This window comes from Streptomyces sp. NPDC003248 (genome assembly GCF_055563235.1).
In genome coordinates, this window is record NZ_JBVHDT010000020.1 from 96,015 (window position 1) to 112,695 (window position 16,681).

General features: G+C 73.6%; 14 protein-coding genes. 8 read left to right on the top strand and 6 right to left on the bottom strand.

Going from position 1 to position 16,681, the window contains the following annotated elements:
• The first annotated feature begins 407 nt into the window (after window positions 1-407).
• The 7 genes from ACZ3KJ_RS32270 (at window position 408) to ACZ3KJ_RS32300 (ending at window position 8,394) form a co-directional block, all read left to right on the top strand.
• Complete coding sequence (locus ACZ3KJ_RS32270) at window positions 408-2,096, top strand: PucR family transcriptional regulator (protein ID WP_467532181.1); 1,689 nt, start codon at window positions 408-410, stop codon at window positions 2,094-2,096.
• Window positions 2,097-2,319: 223 nt separating this feature from the next.
• Window positions 2,320-3,609, top strand: coding sequence for a branched-chain amino acid ABC transporter substrate-binding protein (locus ACZ3KJ_RS32275; RefSeq protein ID WP_467532182.1), 1,290 nt, complete (start codon window positions 2,320-2,322; stop codon window positions 3,607-3,609).
• Between the two features lie 117 nt (window positions 3,610-3,726).
• Window positions 3,727-4,686 (top strand): branched-chain amino acid ABC transporter permease, encoded by a 960-nt coding sequence (locus ACZ3KJ_RS32280; protein ID WP_467532183.1) that lies wholly within the window; start codon window positions 3,727-3,729, stop codon window positions 4,684-4,686.
• Window positions 4,687-4,699: 13 nt separating this feature from the next.
• On the top strand, window positions 4,700-6,400 hold the full coding sequence (locus ACZ3KJ_RS32285; RefSeq protein WP_467532184.1) for a branched-chain amino acid ABC transporter permease: 1,701 nt from the start codon (window positions 4,700-4,702) through the stop codon (window positions 6,398-6,400).
• Window positions 6,397-7,212, top strand: coding sequence for an ABC transporter ATP-binding protein (locus ACZ3KJ_RS32290; RefSeq protein WP_467532186.1), 816 nt, complete (start codon window positions 6,397-6,399; stop codon window positions 7,210-7,212). Before ACZ3KJ_RS32285 ends, ACZ3KJ_RS32290 begins: the two co-directional genes overlap by 4 nt.
• The gene (locus tag ACZ3KJ_RS32295) at window positions 7,209-7,925 is read left to right on the top strand and encodes an ABC transporter ATP-binding protein (protein ID WP_389518788.1); all 717 of its coding nucleotides are present in this window, start codon (window positions 7,209-7,211) and stop codon (window positions 7,923-7,925) included. Before ACZ3KJ_RS32290 ends, ACZ3KJ_RS32295 begins: the two co-directional genes overlap by 4 nt.
• A 142-nt stretch (window positions 7,926-8,067) precedes the next feature.
• Complete coding sequence (locus ACZ3KJ_RS32300; RefSeq protein WP_467532188.1) at window positions 8,068-8,394, top strand: hypothetical protein; 327 nt, start codon at window positions 8,068-8,070, stop codon at window positions 8,392-8,394.
• Between the two features lie 89 nt (window positions 8,395-8,483).
• On the opposite strand, the gene ACZ3KJ_RS32305 is transcribed toward ACZ3KJ_RS32300, so the two are convergent.
• From ACZ3KJ_RS32305 to ACZ3KJ_RS32330, 6 genes are all read right to left on the bottom strand, one after another.
• Window positions 8,484-9,356 carry an SGNH/GDSL hydrolase family protein gene (locus ACZ3KJ_RS32305; RefSeq protein ID WP_467532190.1) on the bottom strand — a complete coding sequence of 291 codons (873 nt, stop codon included), beginning with the start codon at window positions 9,354-9,356 and terminating at the stop codon, window positions 8,484-8,486.
• Window positions 9,357-9,691: 335 nt separating this feature from the next.
• Entirely contained in the window at window positions 9,692-11,419 is a 1,728-nt protein-coding gene (locus ACZ3KJ_RS32310) for a sigma-70 family RNA polymerase sigma factor (RefSeq protein ID WP_467532192.1), read from the bottom strand.
• A 250-nt stretch (window positions 11,420-11,669) separates the two neighbouring features.
• Window positions 11,670-11,819: a hypothetical protein gene (locus tag ACZ3KJ_RS32315; RefSeq protein WP_467532194.1), complete on the bottom strand. Its 150-nt coding sequence runs from the start codon at window positions 11,817-11,819 to the stop codon at window positions 11,670-11,672.
• Between the two features lie 16 nt (window positions 11,820-11,835).
• Window positions 11,836-13,380, bottom strand: coding sequence for an oxygenase MpaB family protein (locus tag ACZ3KJ_RS32320; protein WP_467532195.1), 1,545 nt, complete (start codon window positions 13,378-13,380; stop codon window positions 11,836-11,838).
• 11 nt (window positions 13,381-13,391) lie between these two features.
• The gene (uppS, locus tag ACZ3KJ_RS32325) at window positions 13,392-14,261 is read right to left on the bottom strand and encodes a polyprenyl diphosphate synthase (protein ID WP_467532197.1); all 870 of its coding nucleotides are present in this window, start codon (window positions 14,259-14,261) and stop codon (window positions 13,392-13,394) included.
• A 512-nt stretch (window positions 14,262-14,773) separates the two neighbouring features.
• Entirely contained in the window at window positions 14,774-16,096 is a 1,323-nt protein-coding gene (locus ACZ3KJ_RS32330; protein WP_467532199.1) for a multidrug effflux MFS transporter, read from the bottom strand.
• Between the two features lie 56 nt (window positions 16,097-16,152).
• Between ACZ3KJ_RS32330 and ACZ3KJ_RS32335 the strand changes: the two genes are divergently transcribed.
• Window positions 16,153-16,650 (top strand): MarR family winged helix-turn-helix transcriptional regulator, encoded by a 498-nt coding sequence (locus ACZ3KJ_RS32335; protein WP_467532201.1) that lies wholly within the window; start codon window positions 16,153-16,155, stop codon window positions 16,648-16,650.
• Window positions 16,651-16,681 lie beyond the last annotated feature (31 nt).

Here is a 16,681-nt window from a genome sequence, read left to right on the forward strand (position 1 = left end):
GCCGCGCACAGCCGTACGGGGCCGGGCGGCACGGCCGGGGCCGTGCGGCACGGGGCCGCACGAGGCCGGGCGAGGCCGCCGGAACCGGACGGCACATCCGGGGCCCCACCGCACAGCCGAGGCCCCACGGCGAAGCCGGGGCCGGACGTACCCGGCAGGGCAGGACACGACACCAGCCGGACGCACCCCGGCAGTACACCTGTGAACGGCCGTGACGCGACCGCCGACGCGGCCGGAAACCGCCCCCGCCGCCCGCGAGGGCGGTCCGTGCCGTGGCGCGCCGCGCCTTGGCCGCGCGCACAACCCGCTCCCCTCACGTTTCGTCCGAGCCGACAAGGACCGCCGTACCGTGCGCGGCCTAGGTTCCGGGACACACCCTGTCCCGTTCAGTTCGGAGAACGCCTTCGATGTCCGCCGGCCCCCGGCCCCCGCGCCCCTCACCGTCGGTCTCCCCCGCCGGCTCCGCCGTTCTGCTGGGCCAGGTGCTGCCCGCCCTGTCCGGGCCCCTGGCCGATCTGCTCGCCGCGCCGCACGGCCTGGACCGGGTGGTGGCCGGGGTGGTCATCGCCGAACCGGACGGCGAGCCGGAGCCGGAGCACCGCGACTGCCTGGTGCTGCTCATCGGGGCGCGCGGCCGGGCGGCGCTGCGGCCGCTGATCGCGGCGGCCCGGTCGGGGGCCACCGCCGTCGCCGTACGGGCCGGGACGGACGCGGACGCGGTGGAGGCGCTGCGGCAGGCGGCCGCCGAGTCGGGGACCGCGCTCCTGGGGGTGCGGGACGACGTGCGGTGGGAGCGGGTCGACTCGGTGGCGCGGACCGTCGTGGACAGCGTGCGGCAGGCGCCGGGCCTGGGGCGGGCGTCGGCGCACGGGGACCTGTTCTCGCTGGTGCAGACCCTGGCGGCGCTGACCGGCGGCGCGGTCTCCGTGGAGGATCCGGCGCACCGGGTCCTGGCCTACTCCCGCTCCGACGGCCAGGTCGACGAGGTGCGGCGGCTGTCCATCCTCGGGCAGTCCTGCCCGCCGTCGTACCTGGAGGTGCTGCACGAGGCGGGGGTCTACCAGCGGCTGCGCACCGAGGAGGTCGTGGAGGTGGGGGCCCGGCCCGATCTGGGGACACGGCGGCGGCTCGCGGCCGGCATCACGGCGGGCGGGCGCCTGCTGGGCACGATCTGGGTGCAGGAGGCCGGCGCACCGCTCACCGAGGGGGCGTTGCAGGCGCTGCGCGGCGCGGCCCGGCTGGCCGCGCTGATGCTGATCCGGCAGCCGGGCGGCGCGGGCTCCGACGGCGGGGTGCGCCAGGAACTGGCGGCGGGGCTGCTGGTGGGCCGGCTGCCGGCCACGTCGCTCGCCGGGCACCTGGGCATCGCGGCCCGCACCTGCGCCACGGTCATCGCGGTCGAGCTGAACGAGCCCGCCGGTGACGGCGGCCCCGAGGCGGAGCTGCGCCGGACCCGTGCGGTGGACACGATCGCGCTGCACGCGGCCGCGCACCGGCGCACCGCGGTGGCGACCCGGCTGGACGGCCGTCTGTACGTGCTGGTGCCGGACGCGGCGCCGCACCCGGCGGACGCTCCCGCCCCGGCCGGCCGGGCCACTCCGGCGGGCTGGACGACGGACCTCGTCACGACGCTGCGCCGGCATCTGGGCACCCCGGTGCAGGCGGCGGTGTCCGCGCCGCGGCGGCTGGCCGACGCCCCGGCCGCCCGCGCCGAGGCGGACCGCATCCTGGACGTCGTGGCGCACGACCCGGGCCGCGAGGTGGCGACGTACCAGGACGCCCGCGCGTCGGTCGTGCTGAGCCGGGTCCTGGAACTGCTGCGGGCGCACCCGGACATCCGGGACCCCGCGCTGGAGCCGCTGCTGGCGCACGACCGCAAGCACGGCTCGGAGCTGTGCGCCTCGCTGCTGGGCTATCTGGACGCCTTCGGTGACGTGCGGTCGGTGGCGCAGCGGATGCACGTCCACCCCAACACCCTGCGCTACCGCATCCGCCGCGCCGTGGCCCTGACCGGCATCGACCTCGACGACCCGGAGCAGCGGCTGATCACCATGCTGGAGCTGCGCGCCGCGCTCCGGCCCCCGACCCGTCCCTGACGATCAGTCAATTCATCCGGTGCGCAAGTGACTTGTCACATGACGCGGGCGCTACCGCCCGTTGTCCTGCCGGACAATCGGCGGCCCCGGAAATCTGCCGCCAGGACAAGCGGCGGGGCGTTGCCGCGGATCTAGGTTTCAGCCACTGCGCGAAGCCCAGCCCGCCCCGCCGTACGGCGGCCCGTCTCGGCTGCGGCATGCGGATCCGTCCGGGGAGGAACCTGTGCATCACGTCCGTACGTCCCACACCACCAGCACCGCCCGAAGGGCCGGGCGCCGTCGTCCGGTCGCCGTCGCCGCGTCCGTCCTGGCCGCGGCGCTCCTGCTCGCCGCCTGCGGCTCCCGTGACGAGGGGACCGGCGGCGGCGCGTCCGGCGACGGCACCACGACCGTCACCATCGGCTTCGACGCGCCGCTGTCGAAGGACCTCGCGGCCGTCGGCCTGGGCATGAAGAACTCGGCGGAACTGGCCGTGAAGAAGGCCAACCAGGACAAGACCGTGCCCGGTGTCACGTTCGAGCTGGTCGCCAAGGACGACCAGGCGACGCCGAACATCGGCCAGCAGAACGCGGCGGCGTTCGTCGCCGACGAGAGCGTGATCGGCGTGGTGGGCGCCTACAACTCCTCCGTCTCCGCGGCCATGGTGTCCACCCTGCGCGACGCGGGCATGGCGCAGATCTCCGGTGCCAACACGGCCGCGGCGCTCACCCAGGGCGCCGACTACAAGACGGCCCCCCGGCGCGAGTACGACAACTACTTCCGCACCATCAGCACCGACGCGGTCGCCGCCCCGGTGATGGCGGAATACTTCTTCGACGACCTGAAGGTCAAGAAGCTGGCGACGGTCGACGACAAGAAGACCTACGGCGTCGGCATCGTGGACAGCTTCACCGACGCGTACCAGAAGCTCGGCGGCAAGGTCGTCGTCCACCAGTCGCTCAACCCCGACGAGTCCGACTACGCGGCGGTCGTCAACAGCGTCAAGTCCTCGGGCGCGCAGGGCGTGTTCTACGGGGGCGAGTACCCGCAGGCCGGCTCGCTGAAGAAGCAGCTCGTCGCGGCCGGGTTCGACGGGCCGCTGGGCGGCGGCGACGCGGTGAAGGACGACGAGCTGGTGTCGATCGCCGGCGCCGCGGCCGCGAACGGCACCTACGCGCACTCCGACGGGGCCCCGATCGACAAGCTGGACTCGGCGAAGGACTTCATCTCCGCGTACGAGGCGGCCGGTTACGAGCAGCCCTACGGCGTCTTCGGCGCCTACGTGTACGACGCCACCACCGCGCTCATCCAGGCCGTGAAGGCCGCGGTGGAGGAGAACGGCGGTAAGGCGGGCAAGGTCACGGAGCTGCGGCCGAAGGTCGTCGACGCCCTCCAGGACGTCACCTTCGACGGCGCCACCGGCAAGGTCGGCTTCGACGAGTTCGGCGACAGCGTCAACCAGGTCATCAGCGTCAACGGCGTCCGGGACGGCAAGTGGGTCAACGGCATCGACGTCGTCACCGTCGAGGACTGACCTGACCCGACCCGAGGACCGGCTCCGCGCCCGTCCGGCCGCGCCCCGCGGCGCCCGCCCGACCGACCGGAGCGGAACCGGTCCGCCCTCCCCGTCCGCACCACCGAAGGACCCGAGGTGACCCTCACCGACCTCCTCCAGCTGCTGACCGACGGCCTCGTCCTCGGCACCATGTACGGCCTGATCGCCGTGGGCTACACGATGGTCTACGGCATCCTCCGGATCATCAACTTCGCGCACGGCGAGATCTTCATGCTCGGCGGCTTCGGCTCCCTCTTCGTCTACGTGTGGGTACCGGCGCTGCGCGAGATCCCGCTGTGGGCGGCGCTGCCGGTGATGCTGCTCGCCGGCGTGCTCGTCTCCGTCTCCGCCGCGGTGGCCGCCGAACGGCTCGCCTACCGGCCGCTGCGCACCGCCCCCCGCCTCGCCCCGCTGATCACCGCGATCGGCCTGTCGCTCCTCCTCCAGCAGATCGTGTTCAACTTCTTCACCCTGCCCGGCAGGCCGATGGGCGTCAGCGCCCCCGTGCCCTTCCCCCAACTGCCCGGCGAACCGCTGCACATCGGCCCGGTCAGCGTGTCGTACGCGGCGGTCCTCACGGTCGTGGTGGCCGCGGCGGCGATGGCCGGGCTGACCTGGTTCGTCCGGCGGACCCGCACCGGGCGGGCGATGCAGGCGACCGCGCAGGACCCGAAGACCGCGCGGCTGATGGGCATCGACACCGACCGGATCATCGTGATCGCGTTCGCGGTGGGCGCCGCCCTGGCCGCCGTGGCCTGCCTGACCCAGGGCCTCAGGCTCGGCACGGTCTCCTACAACATGGGCTTCATCGCCGGCCTGAAGGGCTTCACCGCCGCGGTGCTGGGCGGCATCGGCAACATCCAGGGCGCGATGCTCGGCGGTGTGGTGCTCGGCGTCGCCGAGTCGCTGGCCTCCGGCGCGCTGCCGCACCTGCCCGCGCTGGACATGTTCGGCGGCTCGGTGTGGAAGGACGTGTGGGCCTTCGTGATCCTGATCCTGGTGCTGCTGGTGCGACCACAGGGCCTGCTCGGCGAACGCGTGGCGGACCGGGCGTGAGGAGCCGACGACGATGAAGCAGAGACCCGCTCTCCCCCTCCCCGTCCCCGTCGCCCGGGTGCTGACCGTGCTCGGCGCGGCCCTGACGGTCGTGTCCCCGTTCCTGCCCTGGACCTGGACCCCCGCCTACCCCGGCAATCTGACGCTCACCGGGTATCCCGGCGGCAGCCAGGTCGTCACCCTGGTGTGCGGGGTGGCCGCCGCGGTGTTCGCGGCCGCCGCCCTGCGGGCGCCCGGCGCCCGGCCGGTCGCGCCGGCCGGCGCGGTGCGGGCGCTGCGCGCCGCCGCCCTGGCCGCGCTCACCGCGACCTGGGTCACCGTGATCGCCATCGCCGTCACCCTCGGCGGAGCGGTCAACCTGGAACCGGGCGGCTGGCTGGCCGGCGTCGCCGTGCTGCTCCTCGCGGCCGGCGCGCACGCCCTGCCCGACGACACCGTCCCGGACCCGCGTCCGGACCGTCCACTGGCCCGGCCGCTCGAGGTCGCCGTCATCACCGTGGTGTTCCTGGCCGCGATGTCCGTGCTGGCGTACGGCATCACGACCGAGTCGGCGCAGGACTTCCTGGCGTTCCTGCCGGCCGCCGGGTTCGGCACCCGTGCCCTGGCCGCGGCCGGGCTGACCCGCCGGATCACGGCGATGAACGCCCGCAACCGGACCGCCGTCGCGGTGGCCGCGTTCGCCGCCGCGCTGGTCTTCCCCTTCACCCAGACCGGCGACCAGTACACGGCGATCGCCGACAACATCCTCGTCTTCGCGACGGTGGCGCTCGGTCTGAACATCGTCGTCGGCCTGGTGGGGCTGCTCGACCTGGGGTACGTGGCGTTCCTCGGCACCGGCGCCTACACCGCCGCCCTGGTGTCCGGGTCGACGTTCTCCACGCTCGACGTCGGGCCGTGGCCGTTCTGGGCGACGGCGCTGCTCGGCATGGCCGTCTCGCTGGTGGCGGGCCTGGTCATCGGCGCGCCGACGCTGCGGCTGCACGGCGACTACCTCGCCATCGTCACCCTCGGCTTCGGCGAGATCTTCCGCATCACCGTCAACAACCTCGACGGCACGTCCGGCCCGCTGGTCACCAACGGCCCCAACGGCATCAACTCGGTGCCGAACCTGCGGCTGTTCGGCTTCGACCTGGGGGAGCCGCACACCGTCCTCGGCGTCCAGTTCGGCCGGTTCGCCAACTACTACGTGCTGCTGCTGGCGGTGGTCGCGCTGGTGGTGTTCGTCTACGCGCGGATGGGCGACTCCCGGATCGGGCGGGCCTGGATCGCGCTGCGGGAGGACGAGAAGGCCGCCACCGCGATGGGCATCGAGGGCTTCCGGTACAAGCTGCTCGCCTTCGGTCTCGGCGCCTCGCTGGCCGGACTGGCCGGCACGGTGATGGCACACCTTCAGACCAACGCCGTGCCGGACAACTACAAGTTCGCCGACACCGCCCCGCCCAACTCGGCCTTCCTGCTGGCCGCGGTGGTCCTCGGCGGCATGGGCACGGTCTCCGGTCCGCTGGTCGGGGCGGCCCTGCTCTATCTGATCCCGGCGAAGTTCGAGTTCTTCAGCAAGTACCAGATGATGCTGTTCGGCCTGGCGCTGGTCCTCATGATGCGGTTCCGGCCCGAGGGGCTGGTCCCCGACCGCAGGCACCAGCTGGAGTTCCACCACGAACAGGCGGCGCGCGCCGAGGCGCGGTCGGCCGCAGCGGAGGCGAACGCCGTATGACCGCCACACCCGTACCCGTCCTGGAAGCCCGTGGGGTCACCATGCGGTTCGGCGGCCTGACCGCCGTCGACGGCGTGGGGCTGACCGTCGGGCCGCACGAGATCGTCGGCCTGATCGGCCCCAACGGCGCCGGCAAGACCACCTTCTTCAACTGTCTGACCGGCCTGTACGTCCCCACCGAGGGCGAGGTGCGGCTCGACGGCGCCGTCCTGCCGCCGAGGCCGGCCGAGGTGACCCGGGCCGGGGTGGCCCGCACCTTCCAGAACATCCGGCTGTTCGCGAACATGTCGGCGCTGGAGAACGTGATCGTCGGCCGCCACACCCGCACCCGGGCCGGCTTCCTGGCCGCCCTGGGCCGGGGCCCGCGCTACCGGCGCGAGGAGCGGGAGTCCCGCGAACGCGCCCGGGAGCTGCTGGAGTTCGTCGGCCTGCCCGACGAGGCCCCGCTGCTCGCCCGCAACCTGCCCTACGGCGCCCAGCGGCGTCTGGAGATCGCCCGGGCGCTGGCGAGCGAACCGAGGCTGCTGCTGCTGGACGAGCCCACCGCGGGCATGAACCCCCGGGAGACCCGGGAGACCGAGGCGCTGGTGCACGCCGTCCGGGACCTGGGCATCGCGGTCCTGGTCATCGAGCACGACATGCGCTTCATCATGAACCTGTGCGACCGGGTGGCGGTCCTGGTGCAGGGCGCCAAGCTCACCGAGGGCGCCCCCGCGGACGTACAGGCCGACGCACGCGTCGTGGAGGCCTATCTCGGCGCGCCCGACGACGACGCCGACCCCGTCGGCACCGACCGGGAGAGGACCGTATGAGCGCCCTGCTGGAAGTGGAGGACCTGCGGGTCGCCTACGGGAAGGTGGAAGCCGTCAAGGGCGTCTCCTTCACCGTGGAGGAGGGCCAGGTGGTGACGCTGATCGGCGTCAACGGCGCCGGGAAGACCACCACCTTGCACACCCTCAGCGGGCTGCTGACGCCCTCGGCGGGGCGGGTGCGGTTCGCCGGCCGGGACCTGACCGGCATGCCCGCGCACCGCGTCGTGGCGCTCGGGCTGGCGCACTCCCCCGAGGGGCGGCACATCTTCCCCCGGCTGACGGTGGAGGAGAACCTGCTGCTCGGCGCCTACCTGCGCAAGAACGACCCCGCCGTCGCGGACGACCTGGAGCGGGTCCACACCCTCTTCGAGCGGCTGCGCGAGCGCCGGGACCAGCCGGCGGGCACGCTCTCCGGCGGCGAGCAGCAGATGCTCGCCATGGGGCGGGCGCTGATGTGCCGGCCGCGGCTGCTGATGCTCGACGAGCCGTCGATGGGCCTGTCCCCGCTGATGATGAAGAAGATCATGGCCACGGTCGCGGAGCTGAAGGCGGCCGGGACGACGATCCTCCTCGTCGAGCAGAACGCCCGCGCCGCCCTCGCCCTGGCCGACCAGGGTCATGTCATGGAGACCGGCCGGATCGTCCTGTCGGGCACCGGTGCGGACCTGCTGCACGACGACAGCGTGCGCAAGGCGTACCTGGGCGAGGACTGATCCGCCGTCGCCGAGGGACGGCCGGTGCCCTCCGGCCCGGTGGGCACCGGCCGGAGGGGCTCGGCGTGGGTGCGGTGCGGGGACTGCCGGGCCGGGAGGGCGGCCGGGAACCGTGGTGGGGGGCGGCGCGTCAGACACGATCATGAGGGAAGAGAGCAAGGGATGTGCCGCCGTGCTGCTGGCGGCGCTGGGCGCCGCGGTCTCGGTGCTGGCCTGGGCGCCGAAGGCGCGGGTCAACATCGAGGGCGGGTTCGAGGACATGCACCGTGACCTGAGCGTCCTCTACGTCGACCTCCCCCTGATCGCCCTGGGCGGGGCGCTGCTGCCGATCGTCACCTGGCTGCTGGCTCTGCGGTGGTGCGCGCGCCCGTGGGCGGCGGCCGTGGCCGCCGTCGCGGTGCTCGCCCTGGGCGTGTGGGGGCTGACCAGTTGGTGGACGCCCTACGAGAAGCCGGAGGTCGTGTACTGACCGCGGCGCGGCGGCCGGGCCGTACGTCCCGGGCGCCGTCGCGCGGCGGCCGGGACGTACGACGGACCGGACCGCCGGGTGGCCGCCGGTCAGCCGAGGCCGAGGGCGGCCATCGCCTCCTCGGCCATGCGCTTCTCCCCGAAGGCGTTGGGGTGGACGGGAACGACGCTGGTGCCGAAGAGCAGGGGTTCGATCCACCGGGTGCCGGCGTCCGCGCAGGCGTCGTGGCCGTCGGAGGACCGGGCGAAGTCCACGTAGACGGCGCCCGCCTCCTCGGCGGCCCGCTGGACGACCGCGTTGAGGTGGGCCTGGAGCGCGCGCAGATAGGGCACGTCGCCGGAGGCGACCGGCAGCTTGGCGAAGCACGAGGGGTCGGCGGTGGCCGGCATGATCCACGGGTAGCCCAGGACCGCGACGCGCGCGTTCGGCGCCTTGGCGCGCACGCTGCCGAGGGCGGCCTTGAGCGCGGGATAGGTGTTCGTGTCGATCTGGTCGTCGAAGGTCGTGCCGTTGGCGTCCTTGCAGGGGCTGCCCTTGCCCGCGCTGAGGACGCCCGCGGTGGCGCAGGCCGTCACGGCGTTGATGAAGGTGCCGTTGTCGTTGCCCCCGATCGTCAGCGTCACCAGGTCGGTGCCCGCGTCGAGGGCGTTCACCTGGGGGGCGACGCCCGGGTACTGGGCCTGGGTGAAGTGCTTGGTCTCGGCCGCGCCGCAGGTCACGTCCTTGAGGTGGGCGCCCGTTCTGGAGGCGAGGACGTGCGGGTAGTTCGCCGTGGAGCGCAGACAGAGCAGGTTGGAGGGGTCGATGGGGAGGACACCCGAACCGGCGCTGTAGCTGTCGCCGAGGGCGACGTAGTCCAGGGGCGTGACGGCGTGCGCCTGGGCGCCGGTGAGGGTGAGGGACAGCGCGCCGGCGGCGACTGCTGACGCGATCATGACATGACGGGAGGTGTGCTTCGGCATGTGCTCTCGATTCTCGGGAGTGCGGACGCCGGGCGGGCGGGCACACGGCCGGCCAGGGGGACGCCTGCGGGCGTACTGGTCACGAGGTTCGGCGGCTCGGAGCGGAGGAAGGTGCCGACGGCCGCGCGTGCGCGGGATCCCACGCGTGCGCGGCCGTGAGAGGAGTGCGGGAAGGGTGGTGTCGTACGTGACGGACCTGAACTGCCTGAAGTGCCTGAAGGCGCGATGTTCGGTTACCACATGGTTCTACCGATAAGTAATGTGCAGTCACCAGGCAGTGGAGTCAACATCGTCGACCGAAGTGCTCCCACCGGGCGCGAGGCCGTCCGCTCGCGTCAGAGCCCGGTGCCGAAGACCTGGGTCCACCACGGGCCGCCGCCGTCCTCGTGGATGCCCACGCCCATCTCCTCGAAGGCGCAGTTGAGGATGTTCGCGCGGTGGCCCTCGCTGTTCATCCAGGAGGTCATCACCGCTTCGGCGGTCTGCTGGCCCATGGCTATGTTCTCCCCGTACGTGGACCACCGGTAGCCCGCGGCCGTGATCCGCTCGCCGGGACCGTCCCCGTCGGGGTTGGTGTGGTCGAAGAAGTCGCGGGCGGCCATGTCGTCGGAGTGGCCCTGAGCGGCCGCGCGCAGCTTGGAGTTCTCGCTGACGGGGCCGCAACCGGCGGCCGCCCGCTCCTCGTTGACCAGGGCGATCACCTGGGCCGCGGTGCCGGTGGCGGCCGTCTCCGCCTCCGGTGTGCTCGACGCCGGCCGCTGCGTTTTCGTCGCTTCCTCCGCAGCCGTCGTACGGGTGGACGGGCGAGGGCTCGGGGAGGCACTCGCGCTCCGCGACGCCGATGCCGACGGCGACGACGTCGGGGACGGGGACGCCGACGCGGACGGGGAAGCGGACGCGGAGCTCTCCCGTGCGGCGTCGGGGGTCGGGCCTCCCGTGACCCGGGAATCGTCGGCGACCTGGGCCGCGGTCGTTCCCTCGGACCCGGAATCCGGCCGGGTGACGATGTGGTACAGGCCGCCGCCGGCCACGCACACCGCCACGACGGCCGCGCCGATCACGCGCCGTCTGGTGCGCCGCCGCCGGCGGGCCGCACCGCGGGACAGGCCCTGGCGGCCCGGGGCGCGATGGCCGTCCAGCCGCACCGCCTCTTCGGCGCCGTCCGCGCCGACGGCGCCGGACCCGTCGTCGGCACGAGACTCGTCGTCGGCACCGGACCCGTCGTCACCGAGCCGGGGCGCCGAACCCGTCGCGGCGAGGGCGACGGAGGTGGAGCCGGAGCCGAACCGCGCCAGAAGCGCGGGCGAGACCGCCACCAGCGCCAGGCCGGCCAGCAACCCCTCCGCGGGCATCAAGCCGCTCCACAGGCCGGAGCAGCGGACACAGCCCCGAGCGTGCCGGGCCGTTCGCTTGCGCCACAGCGGGGAGGGAACTCCGTCCCAGTCGGCGAGCACGCCGCGCAGTTCCTCGCACGGCGGCTGCGCGTCGAGTGCCCGCACGACCACGCGTGCCGCCTCCAACTGGGCCTTCATGCGCTGCACGCGGACCGCCGTGTGCTGCGGGGACAGCCCCAGGGCCGCGGCGACCTCCGCCCGGCTCAGCTCGCCCGCGCACTCCAGCCACCACAGGGACAGCAGTCCCCGGTCGTCGGGCTCCAGCCAGCGCGTCGCCCTCGCGGTCTCCTGGCGCTGGCCCGACAACTGGAGCTGCACCATGGTCAGGTCCACGAAGTCCGCGCCCGGATCGGCGACGTCGAAGGCCTGCTCGACGGGGCCCGGGGCGGACTGCCGGTCCCGCCAGTACAGCCGGACCTGGTTCATGGTGATGGCCACCAGCCAGGACCGGAAGCTGGCCGGGTCGCGGAGGTCGTGCAGTGAGCCGAGGGCCCGCAGCAGGGTGTCCTGCACCACGTCGTCCACGTCCACCGACCCGTTCAGGGCCCGGCCCACGACGTTGTAGACCAGCGGCAGATGGATCCCGACCAGGGCGTCCTGGGCCTGTGTGTCGCCCGCTCGGGCAGCGGTCACCAGTGCCGCCGTCCCCACCTCGTGCCGTGTACTCATTGCAGCTTCCCTGTCGTCGACGCCGAACGGTGCTGTCCGTCACAGGGGGAGATCCCGAAGGGGGCCCTGGATAACAGTTATTCGGAAAATCGTGCGAGGAGAGGGTCGCCGTACCGGACCGGTCACCGCAATGGGAGCGGTCACACTCGTCGGGCCGGGAGTGAAAGGCGCCGTGCGCAGAAGGAGTTACGGTTCGCCGGAAGCCTTCACGACGGACCGGGGAGCGCCGGGCCGGCCGCCGCCGAGCCGGTCACCGGGGGCGGGTCACCGAGCCGGTCACCGAGCCGGCCGGGGAACTGGCCGGGGAACTGGCGGTGGAGTCGGCTGTGGAGCCGGTCATGGAGCCGCCCTCCGCGTCGTCGCGCGGGAGGGCGGCGTCCTGCCCGGTGCGGCCGGGCATCCGGCCGCACCGGGGTTCAGGCCTCGGCCAGCAGCGGGTCGTAGTCGGTCGAGCGCCGCCGGCCGGACATGAAGGAGAGGAAGTCCTGGACGAACGCGCCCCGCGAGTACGTGCCGTCGGCGTCGGTCATCTCGCGCCGGAACGCGGTACGGAACAGGGCGCGGTACTCGTCGGCGTCGATGGACCGGTTGCCGTCCGCGTCGGTCACGTCGAAGAGGACCTCGGCGACCCTGATCAGGGCGGGACCGGCGAGGGACGGAACGGCGGCCGCGTACTCGTGCCGGCTGACGCGGCCGTCGCCGTCGCCGTCGAGGGCCGCCTGGAGCTCCCGCCACCAGTCGGCGTACGCGTCGTAGAGCCTGGTCTCCTCCGGTTCGTCCAGGTCGAGGCGGCCGGACATCTCGCGGGCCATGGCCGCCAGGTCGGGCCAGTCCAGGTAGCCGTCCCCGGTCTGGTCGAGCACCTCGTCGAAGAACTCCTCGGCGGTGCGCCGCGCGGGTCCGCCGTCCTCGGCCGGACCGGCCGGATCTCCCGGCTCGGTGAACGGCGTGATCAGCCTGAGCAGGGCGCCGGCCCGTTTCATCCGCTCGCCCAGTGCCGCCAGGGTCCTGGTCCGGGGGTCGTCGCTGTCGGGCGAGAGCGAGAGCAGGTCGGTCACGGCTCGGGCCTGGAGCCAGCCGTCGGGGAGGAAGCGCGCCAGGCCGACCGTCAGGTAGGCGCCCTGGGTCAGGGTCTGGGCGCCGGGGATCTCGGGCAGCCCCGCCCGCCGGCGGAAGGACTCCGGGAGGGACGCCACGGTGATGGCGCCGACGACGGGGCCGGCGAGCGCGCGGCCGGCCGCCCAGAGCGTCGGCAGGTGGCCCAGCAGGGGCGGCGCCGGGAGGTGGTCGAAGAGCCGGTAGAGGATGATGCGCAGGGCCTCCGTGTTCTCCAGCTCCTCCTCGACGACACGGTCGTAGTACGGCCAGAACTCGCGCACGGTGGCGGGCAGTCGGTCGGACTCGTCGCCGAGGGCCGCGTGGAACGCCCGGAACTCGGTGTAAAGCCGGTCCATGGTGGCCTGTTCCAGGGGCTGGCCGCTCAACCGGCACATGGTGACGGTGCTTTCGAAGAGCGTGGCCACCACCCAGGCGCGGGCCCCGGGGTCCAGGGCGTCGTAGGGCCGGTTCTGCTCGTCGACGCCGTTCAGCCGGGCGTGCAGCCGGTTGAGCCGTGCCGCCTCCCGCCGCCGGACGTCCTCCTCGGCGCCGAACATGCGCTGGAGGCTGAGCAGTGTGTTGCGCAGCCGCCGCCACGGATGCGTGACGAACGTCGAACTGTCCATCAGCGCCGCGCCGACCTGCGGGTGGGCGGCCTCCAGCACCGTCGCCCGGATCATCGCCAGCGCCCAGCGCGGGTCGTCGAAGAACTCGTGGAACTGCGAGCCCGGGCCGAACAGCGGTAAGTCGGCGCCGCGGGTCTCCTCGTCGTGGGACTCGCTGCTGGGGGACCCGCTGCTGTGGGACTCGCTGCGGGGGGTGGCGCCGTCGTGGGGGTCGCCGGTCGTCGTGCGGTCGGTCATGGCCTCTCCGTTCACGGTCGGGGTTCCTGGTTCCCATGCGGCGCCACGCCGCCGAAACGGCGCCGGCGCCGCTGGTAGGCCCGCAGGCACTCCAGGAAGTCCGGCGCCCGGAAGTCGGGCCAGAGGACCTCCGGGAAGATCCATTCGGCATAGGCGACGTGCCACAGCATGAAGTTGGAGATGCGCTGTTCACCGGAGGTCCGGATGACGAGGTCGACGTCCGGTGTGTCGGGGAGGGGGAGGTGGGCGGCGAAGCTGTCCTCCGTCACGTCGTCGGCCGGCACGCCGCGCCGGATGAGCGCGCGTGCCGCCTCGACGATGTCACTGCGTCCGCCGTGATCGAACGCGACGGTCAGGGTCATCCCCCGGTTCCCGCCGGTCAGGGTCGCCAGGTCCGCGAAGTCCCGGGTCAGCGGCGCCGGGATACGGGGGTCGGCGACGCCCAGGAAGCGGCAGCGGATTCCCCGCGCGTGCAGCAGCGGAGCGTGTTTGCGCACCACGCGGCGCACCAGTCGCATCAGGTAGTCGACCTCGTGGCCGGGGCGGCGCCAGTTCTCGGTGGAGAAGGCGTACAGGGTCAGCCACTCCACGCCGGCCGTGCGCGCCGCCTCGATGACGTCGATCACCGTCGTCTCCGCCGCGCGGTGGCCCGACGTCCGGGGCAGCGATCGCTGTGCCGCCCAGCGGCCGTTGCCGTCCATCACGCAGGCGACGTGCCGTGGGGGCTTCGCCCGCCCGCCGCGGCCCTCGCCGTCCCGGCCCTCGCCGTCCCCGACCTCGCCGTCCCGGCCCTCGCCGTCCCCGACCTCGTCGTCCACGCCGGGGCGGGGACCGGGGACCGCCGGGCCGGCCGGAGCGCCGCCGGCCCGTTCGTCAGTCACGCGTGCTCCTCATGACCGTCACGGCGCCCTCCGTCCGCCTCGCGCGTTCCCCCACCGCCGGTCAGCAGAGTGCCGGGAGCACGTCTCCGGCCCATGGCGAACAGCCCGTATTCACCCGTACGCGATCAACGGCGTACGGCCGCCCGACGAACACGCGTGCGCGGGGGCCCGTACCCGCACGGTCGCGTCCGTCCTCGCACGGTCGCGTCCGTCCGGGTGGCGTCGGCCCGTCGGCGCACCGACTTCGGCCCGGCCGACGTTGTGCAGGACCCATCCGTCATCGTCAGGAAAGGTTTCTCCATGCGACGCACGCTTCTGTTCTCCGTCTGCGCCCTCATCACCGCCGCCGCCACCGGGTTCTTCGCCACCACCGCCATCCGGAGCCGCTGAGGCTGCACGGCACCTCGGCCGCGCCGAGGCATCCGCAGCCGCACGCGGCACCGCGGTGGCGTCGCGACGACCGCAACGGCATCCCGGCACCCTGCCCTCGCGCCGGGATCCGCGCGCGTCGGTCAGCCCGCGTTCCGGCCGGGGCCGCCGGCGGCCCGGATCGCCGAGTCGTCCGGTTCGCCGTGCCCCTCCCAGGGCCGGGCGAGACCGGCCAGGGCGGCCGCGGCGGCGGCCACGGCGACCAGCATGACCAGTGCCATCGGGAGGGAGCTCTCCTCCCCGAACAGACCGACCAGGGGGGAGGCCAGCGCTCCGAAGAGGAACTGGAGCCCGCCCAGGAGCGCGGAAGCCGCTCCCGGGGCCGACCGGCCCACCGCCTGGCCGATGCTCATGCCGGCCGGGAAGACCAGGCCGATGCCGACGGCGGTCACGAACAGGGTGGTCCACGTGCCGGCGAGGGTCTCCCCGACGGTCACGACCAGCAGGACCTGGGCCAGCGCGCCCAGCAGGCAGACACCGACGCCGGCCGAGAGGAGGGTGTTCAGCCGCAGCCTTCCCGCCAGGCGGGAGAAGACGGCACCGCTGAGCAGCATGCCCACCGCGTTGGTGGCGAAGATCAGGGAGTACGTCGTCGCGGAGACCCCGTGGAGGCTCTCGAAGACGAAGCTGGAGCCGCTGATGTAGGCGAACAGCGCCGCCGACACGAAGGCGATGACGAGGACGTAGCCCATGAAGGCGCGGCGGCCGAGCAGGGCGCCCATGGCGCGGAAGGTGCTGGTGAAGCCGCCGCCGTGGCGACGCTCCGGCGGCAGGGACTCGGGGACGGCGCGCACCACGGCGAACAGCAGCAGGGCGCCCAGCACGGCCAGCACGGCGAACACGGCGCGCCAGGTGGAGAGGCCGAGGACCACCCCGCCGAGGACCGGTGCGGCGACCGGGGCGACGCCCATGACCTGGGAGAGGACCGCGAAGTAGCGCGGGAGTTCGGCACCGTGGAAACGGTCGGTGAGCACGGCGCGGGCGAGTACCATCCCGGCCGCTCCGGCCACGCCCTGGAGGAAGCGGGCGCCGGTGAGCACGGTGACGTCCGGCGCGACGGCGCAGACGACGGAGAAGAGGACGAACCCGGCGGCTCCGGACAGCAGCAGCCGGCGCCGCCCCAGCCCGTCGCTCAGCGGGCCGATCAGCAACTGGCCGACGACCAGGCCGGCCAGGAAGGCGGTCATCGTCAGCTGCACCGCCGACGAGCTCGTACCGAGCGCCTCCCCCATGGCGGGGAAGCCGGGGACGTACATGTCGGTCGCGAGCGGGGCGACCGCGGTGAGGGCGCCCAGCACGGCGACCAGGGCGACGGCGGCCCGCCGGGGCAGCGGGGCGGGGACGGTCGGGTCGGCCTCCGCGGAACGGTGCGAGGAGGGCTGTCGGGTCGAGGACGGCGATACCATGCCCACAAAGGTAGCCGATAGTTCACCAGTTAACAATTCCTGGAAGGCCGAGCCGCATGCCTCCCTCCCCCGCCGAAGTCCGCACACAGTGGGCCCGGGGCAACCCGGACCTGGACACCTCCCCGATGGAGCTGGTGGCGCTCCTCAAACGCGCCACCGGCCTGCTCGACCGAGCCGTGGAGCCCCTCTACGAGGGCGCCCCCCTCACGGCACCCGAGGTCGACATGCTCGTCCCGCTCCGCCACGCCACCGACCCGCTGATCGCCCGCCGCCTCGCCGCCGACCTGGGCCTGTCCCGCGCGGGCGTCAGCAAGACCCTCGCCAAGCTGGAGCGACGCGGCTTCGTCACCCGCACCCCGCACCCGGCCGACCGCCGCGCCGCCCTGGTCACCATCACGGAGGCCGGCGCCCGGGCCGTCGACGACCTCTTCCCCCGCCAGCTCGCCGCCGAGGTCGCCCTGCTGGCGAACCTCGGAGAGGACCGGGAGTGGGTCCTCGAGGCACTGGCGCGCCTGGTGGAGGCGATGAGGAGCGGTCGGGCCGCGACCGAGTGACCCGCGGGAGCCGCACGGCTAACGTGACCGG

Excerpts from the sequence above, each read along its gene's own strand:
- ACZ3KJ_RS32285 (WP_467532184.1), top strand. The coding sequence starts at position 4,700 with ATGAAGCAGAGACCCGCTCTCCCCCTCCCCGTCCCCGTCGCCCGGGTG.
- ACZ3KJ_RS32305 (WP_467532190.1), bottom strand. The coding sequence starts at position 9,356 with ATGCCGAAGCACACCTCCCGTCATGTCATGATCGCGTCAGCAGTCGCC.
- ACZ3KJ_RS32335 (WP_467532201.1), top strand. The coding sequence starts at position 16,153 with ATGCCTCCCTCCCCCGCCGAAGTCCGCACACAGTGGGCCCGGGGCAAC.
- ACZ3KJ_RS32330 (WP_467532199.1), bottom strand. The coding sequence starts at position 16,096 with ATGGTATCGCCGTCCTCGACCCGACAGCCCTCCTCGCACCGTTCCGCG.
- ACZ3KJ_RS32315 (WP_467532194.1), bottom strand. The coding sequence starts at position 11,819 with ATGCCCGGCCGCACCGGGCAGGACGCCGCCCTCCCGCGCGACGACGCG.
- ACZ3KJ_RS32300 (WP_467532188.1), top strand. The coding sequence starts at position 8,068 with ATGAGGGAAGAGAGCAAGGGATGTGCCGCCGTGCTGCTGGCGGCGCTG.
- ACZ3KJ_RS32270 (WP_467532181.1), top strand. The coding sequence starts at position 408 with ATGTCCGCCGGCCCCCGGCCCCCGCGCCCCTCACCGTCGGTCTCCCCC.
- ACZ3KJ_RS32295 (WP_389518788.1), top strand. The coding sequence starts at position 7,209 with ATGAGCGCCCTGCTGGAAGTGGAGGACCTGCGGGTCGCCTACGGGAAG.
- ACZ3KJ_RS32320 (WP_467532195.1), bottom strand. The coding sequence starts at position 13,380 with ATGACCGACCGCACGACGACCGGCGACCCCCACGACGGCGCCACCCCC.
- ACZ3KJ_RS32290 (WP_467532186.1), top strand. The coding sequence starts at position 6,397 with ATGACCGCCACACCCGTACCCGTCCTGGAAGCCCGTGGGGTCACCATG.
- ACZ3KJ_RS32310 (WP_467532192.1), bottom strand. The coding sequence starts at position 11,419 with ATGAGTACACGGCACGAGGTGGGGACGGCGGCACTGGTGACCGCTGCC.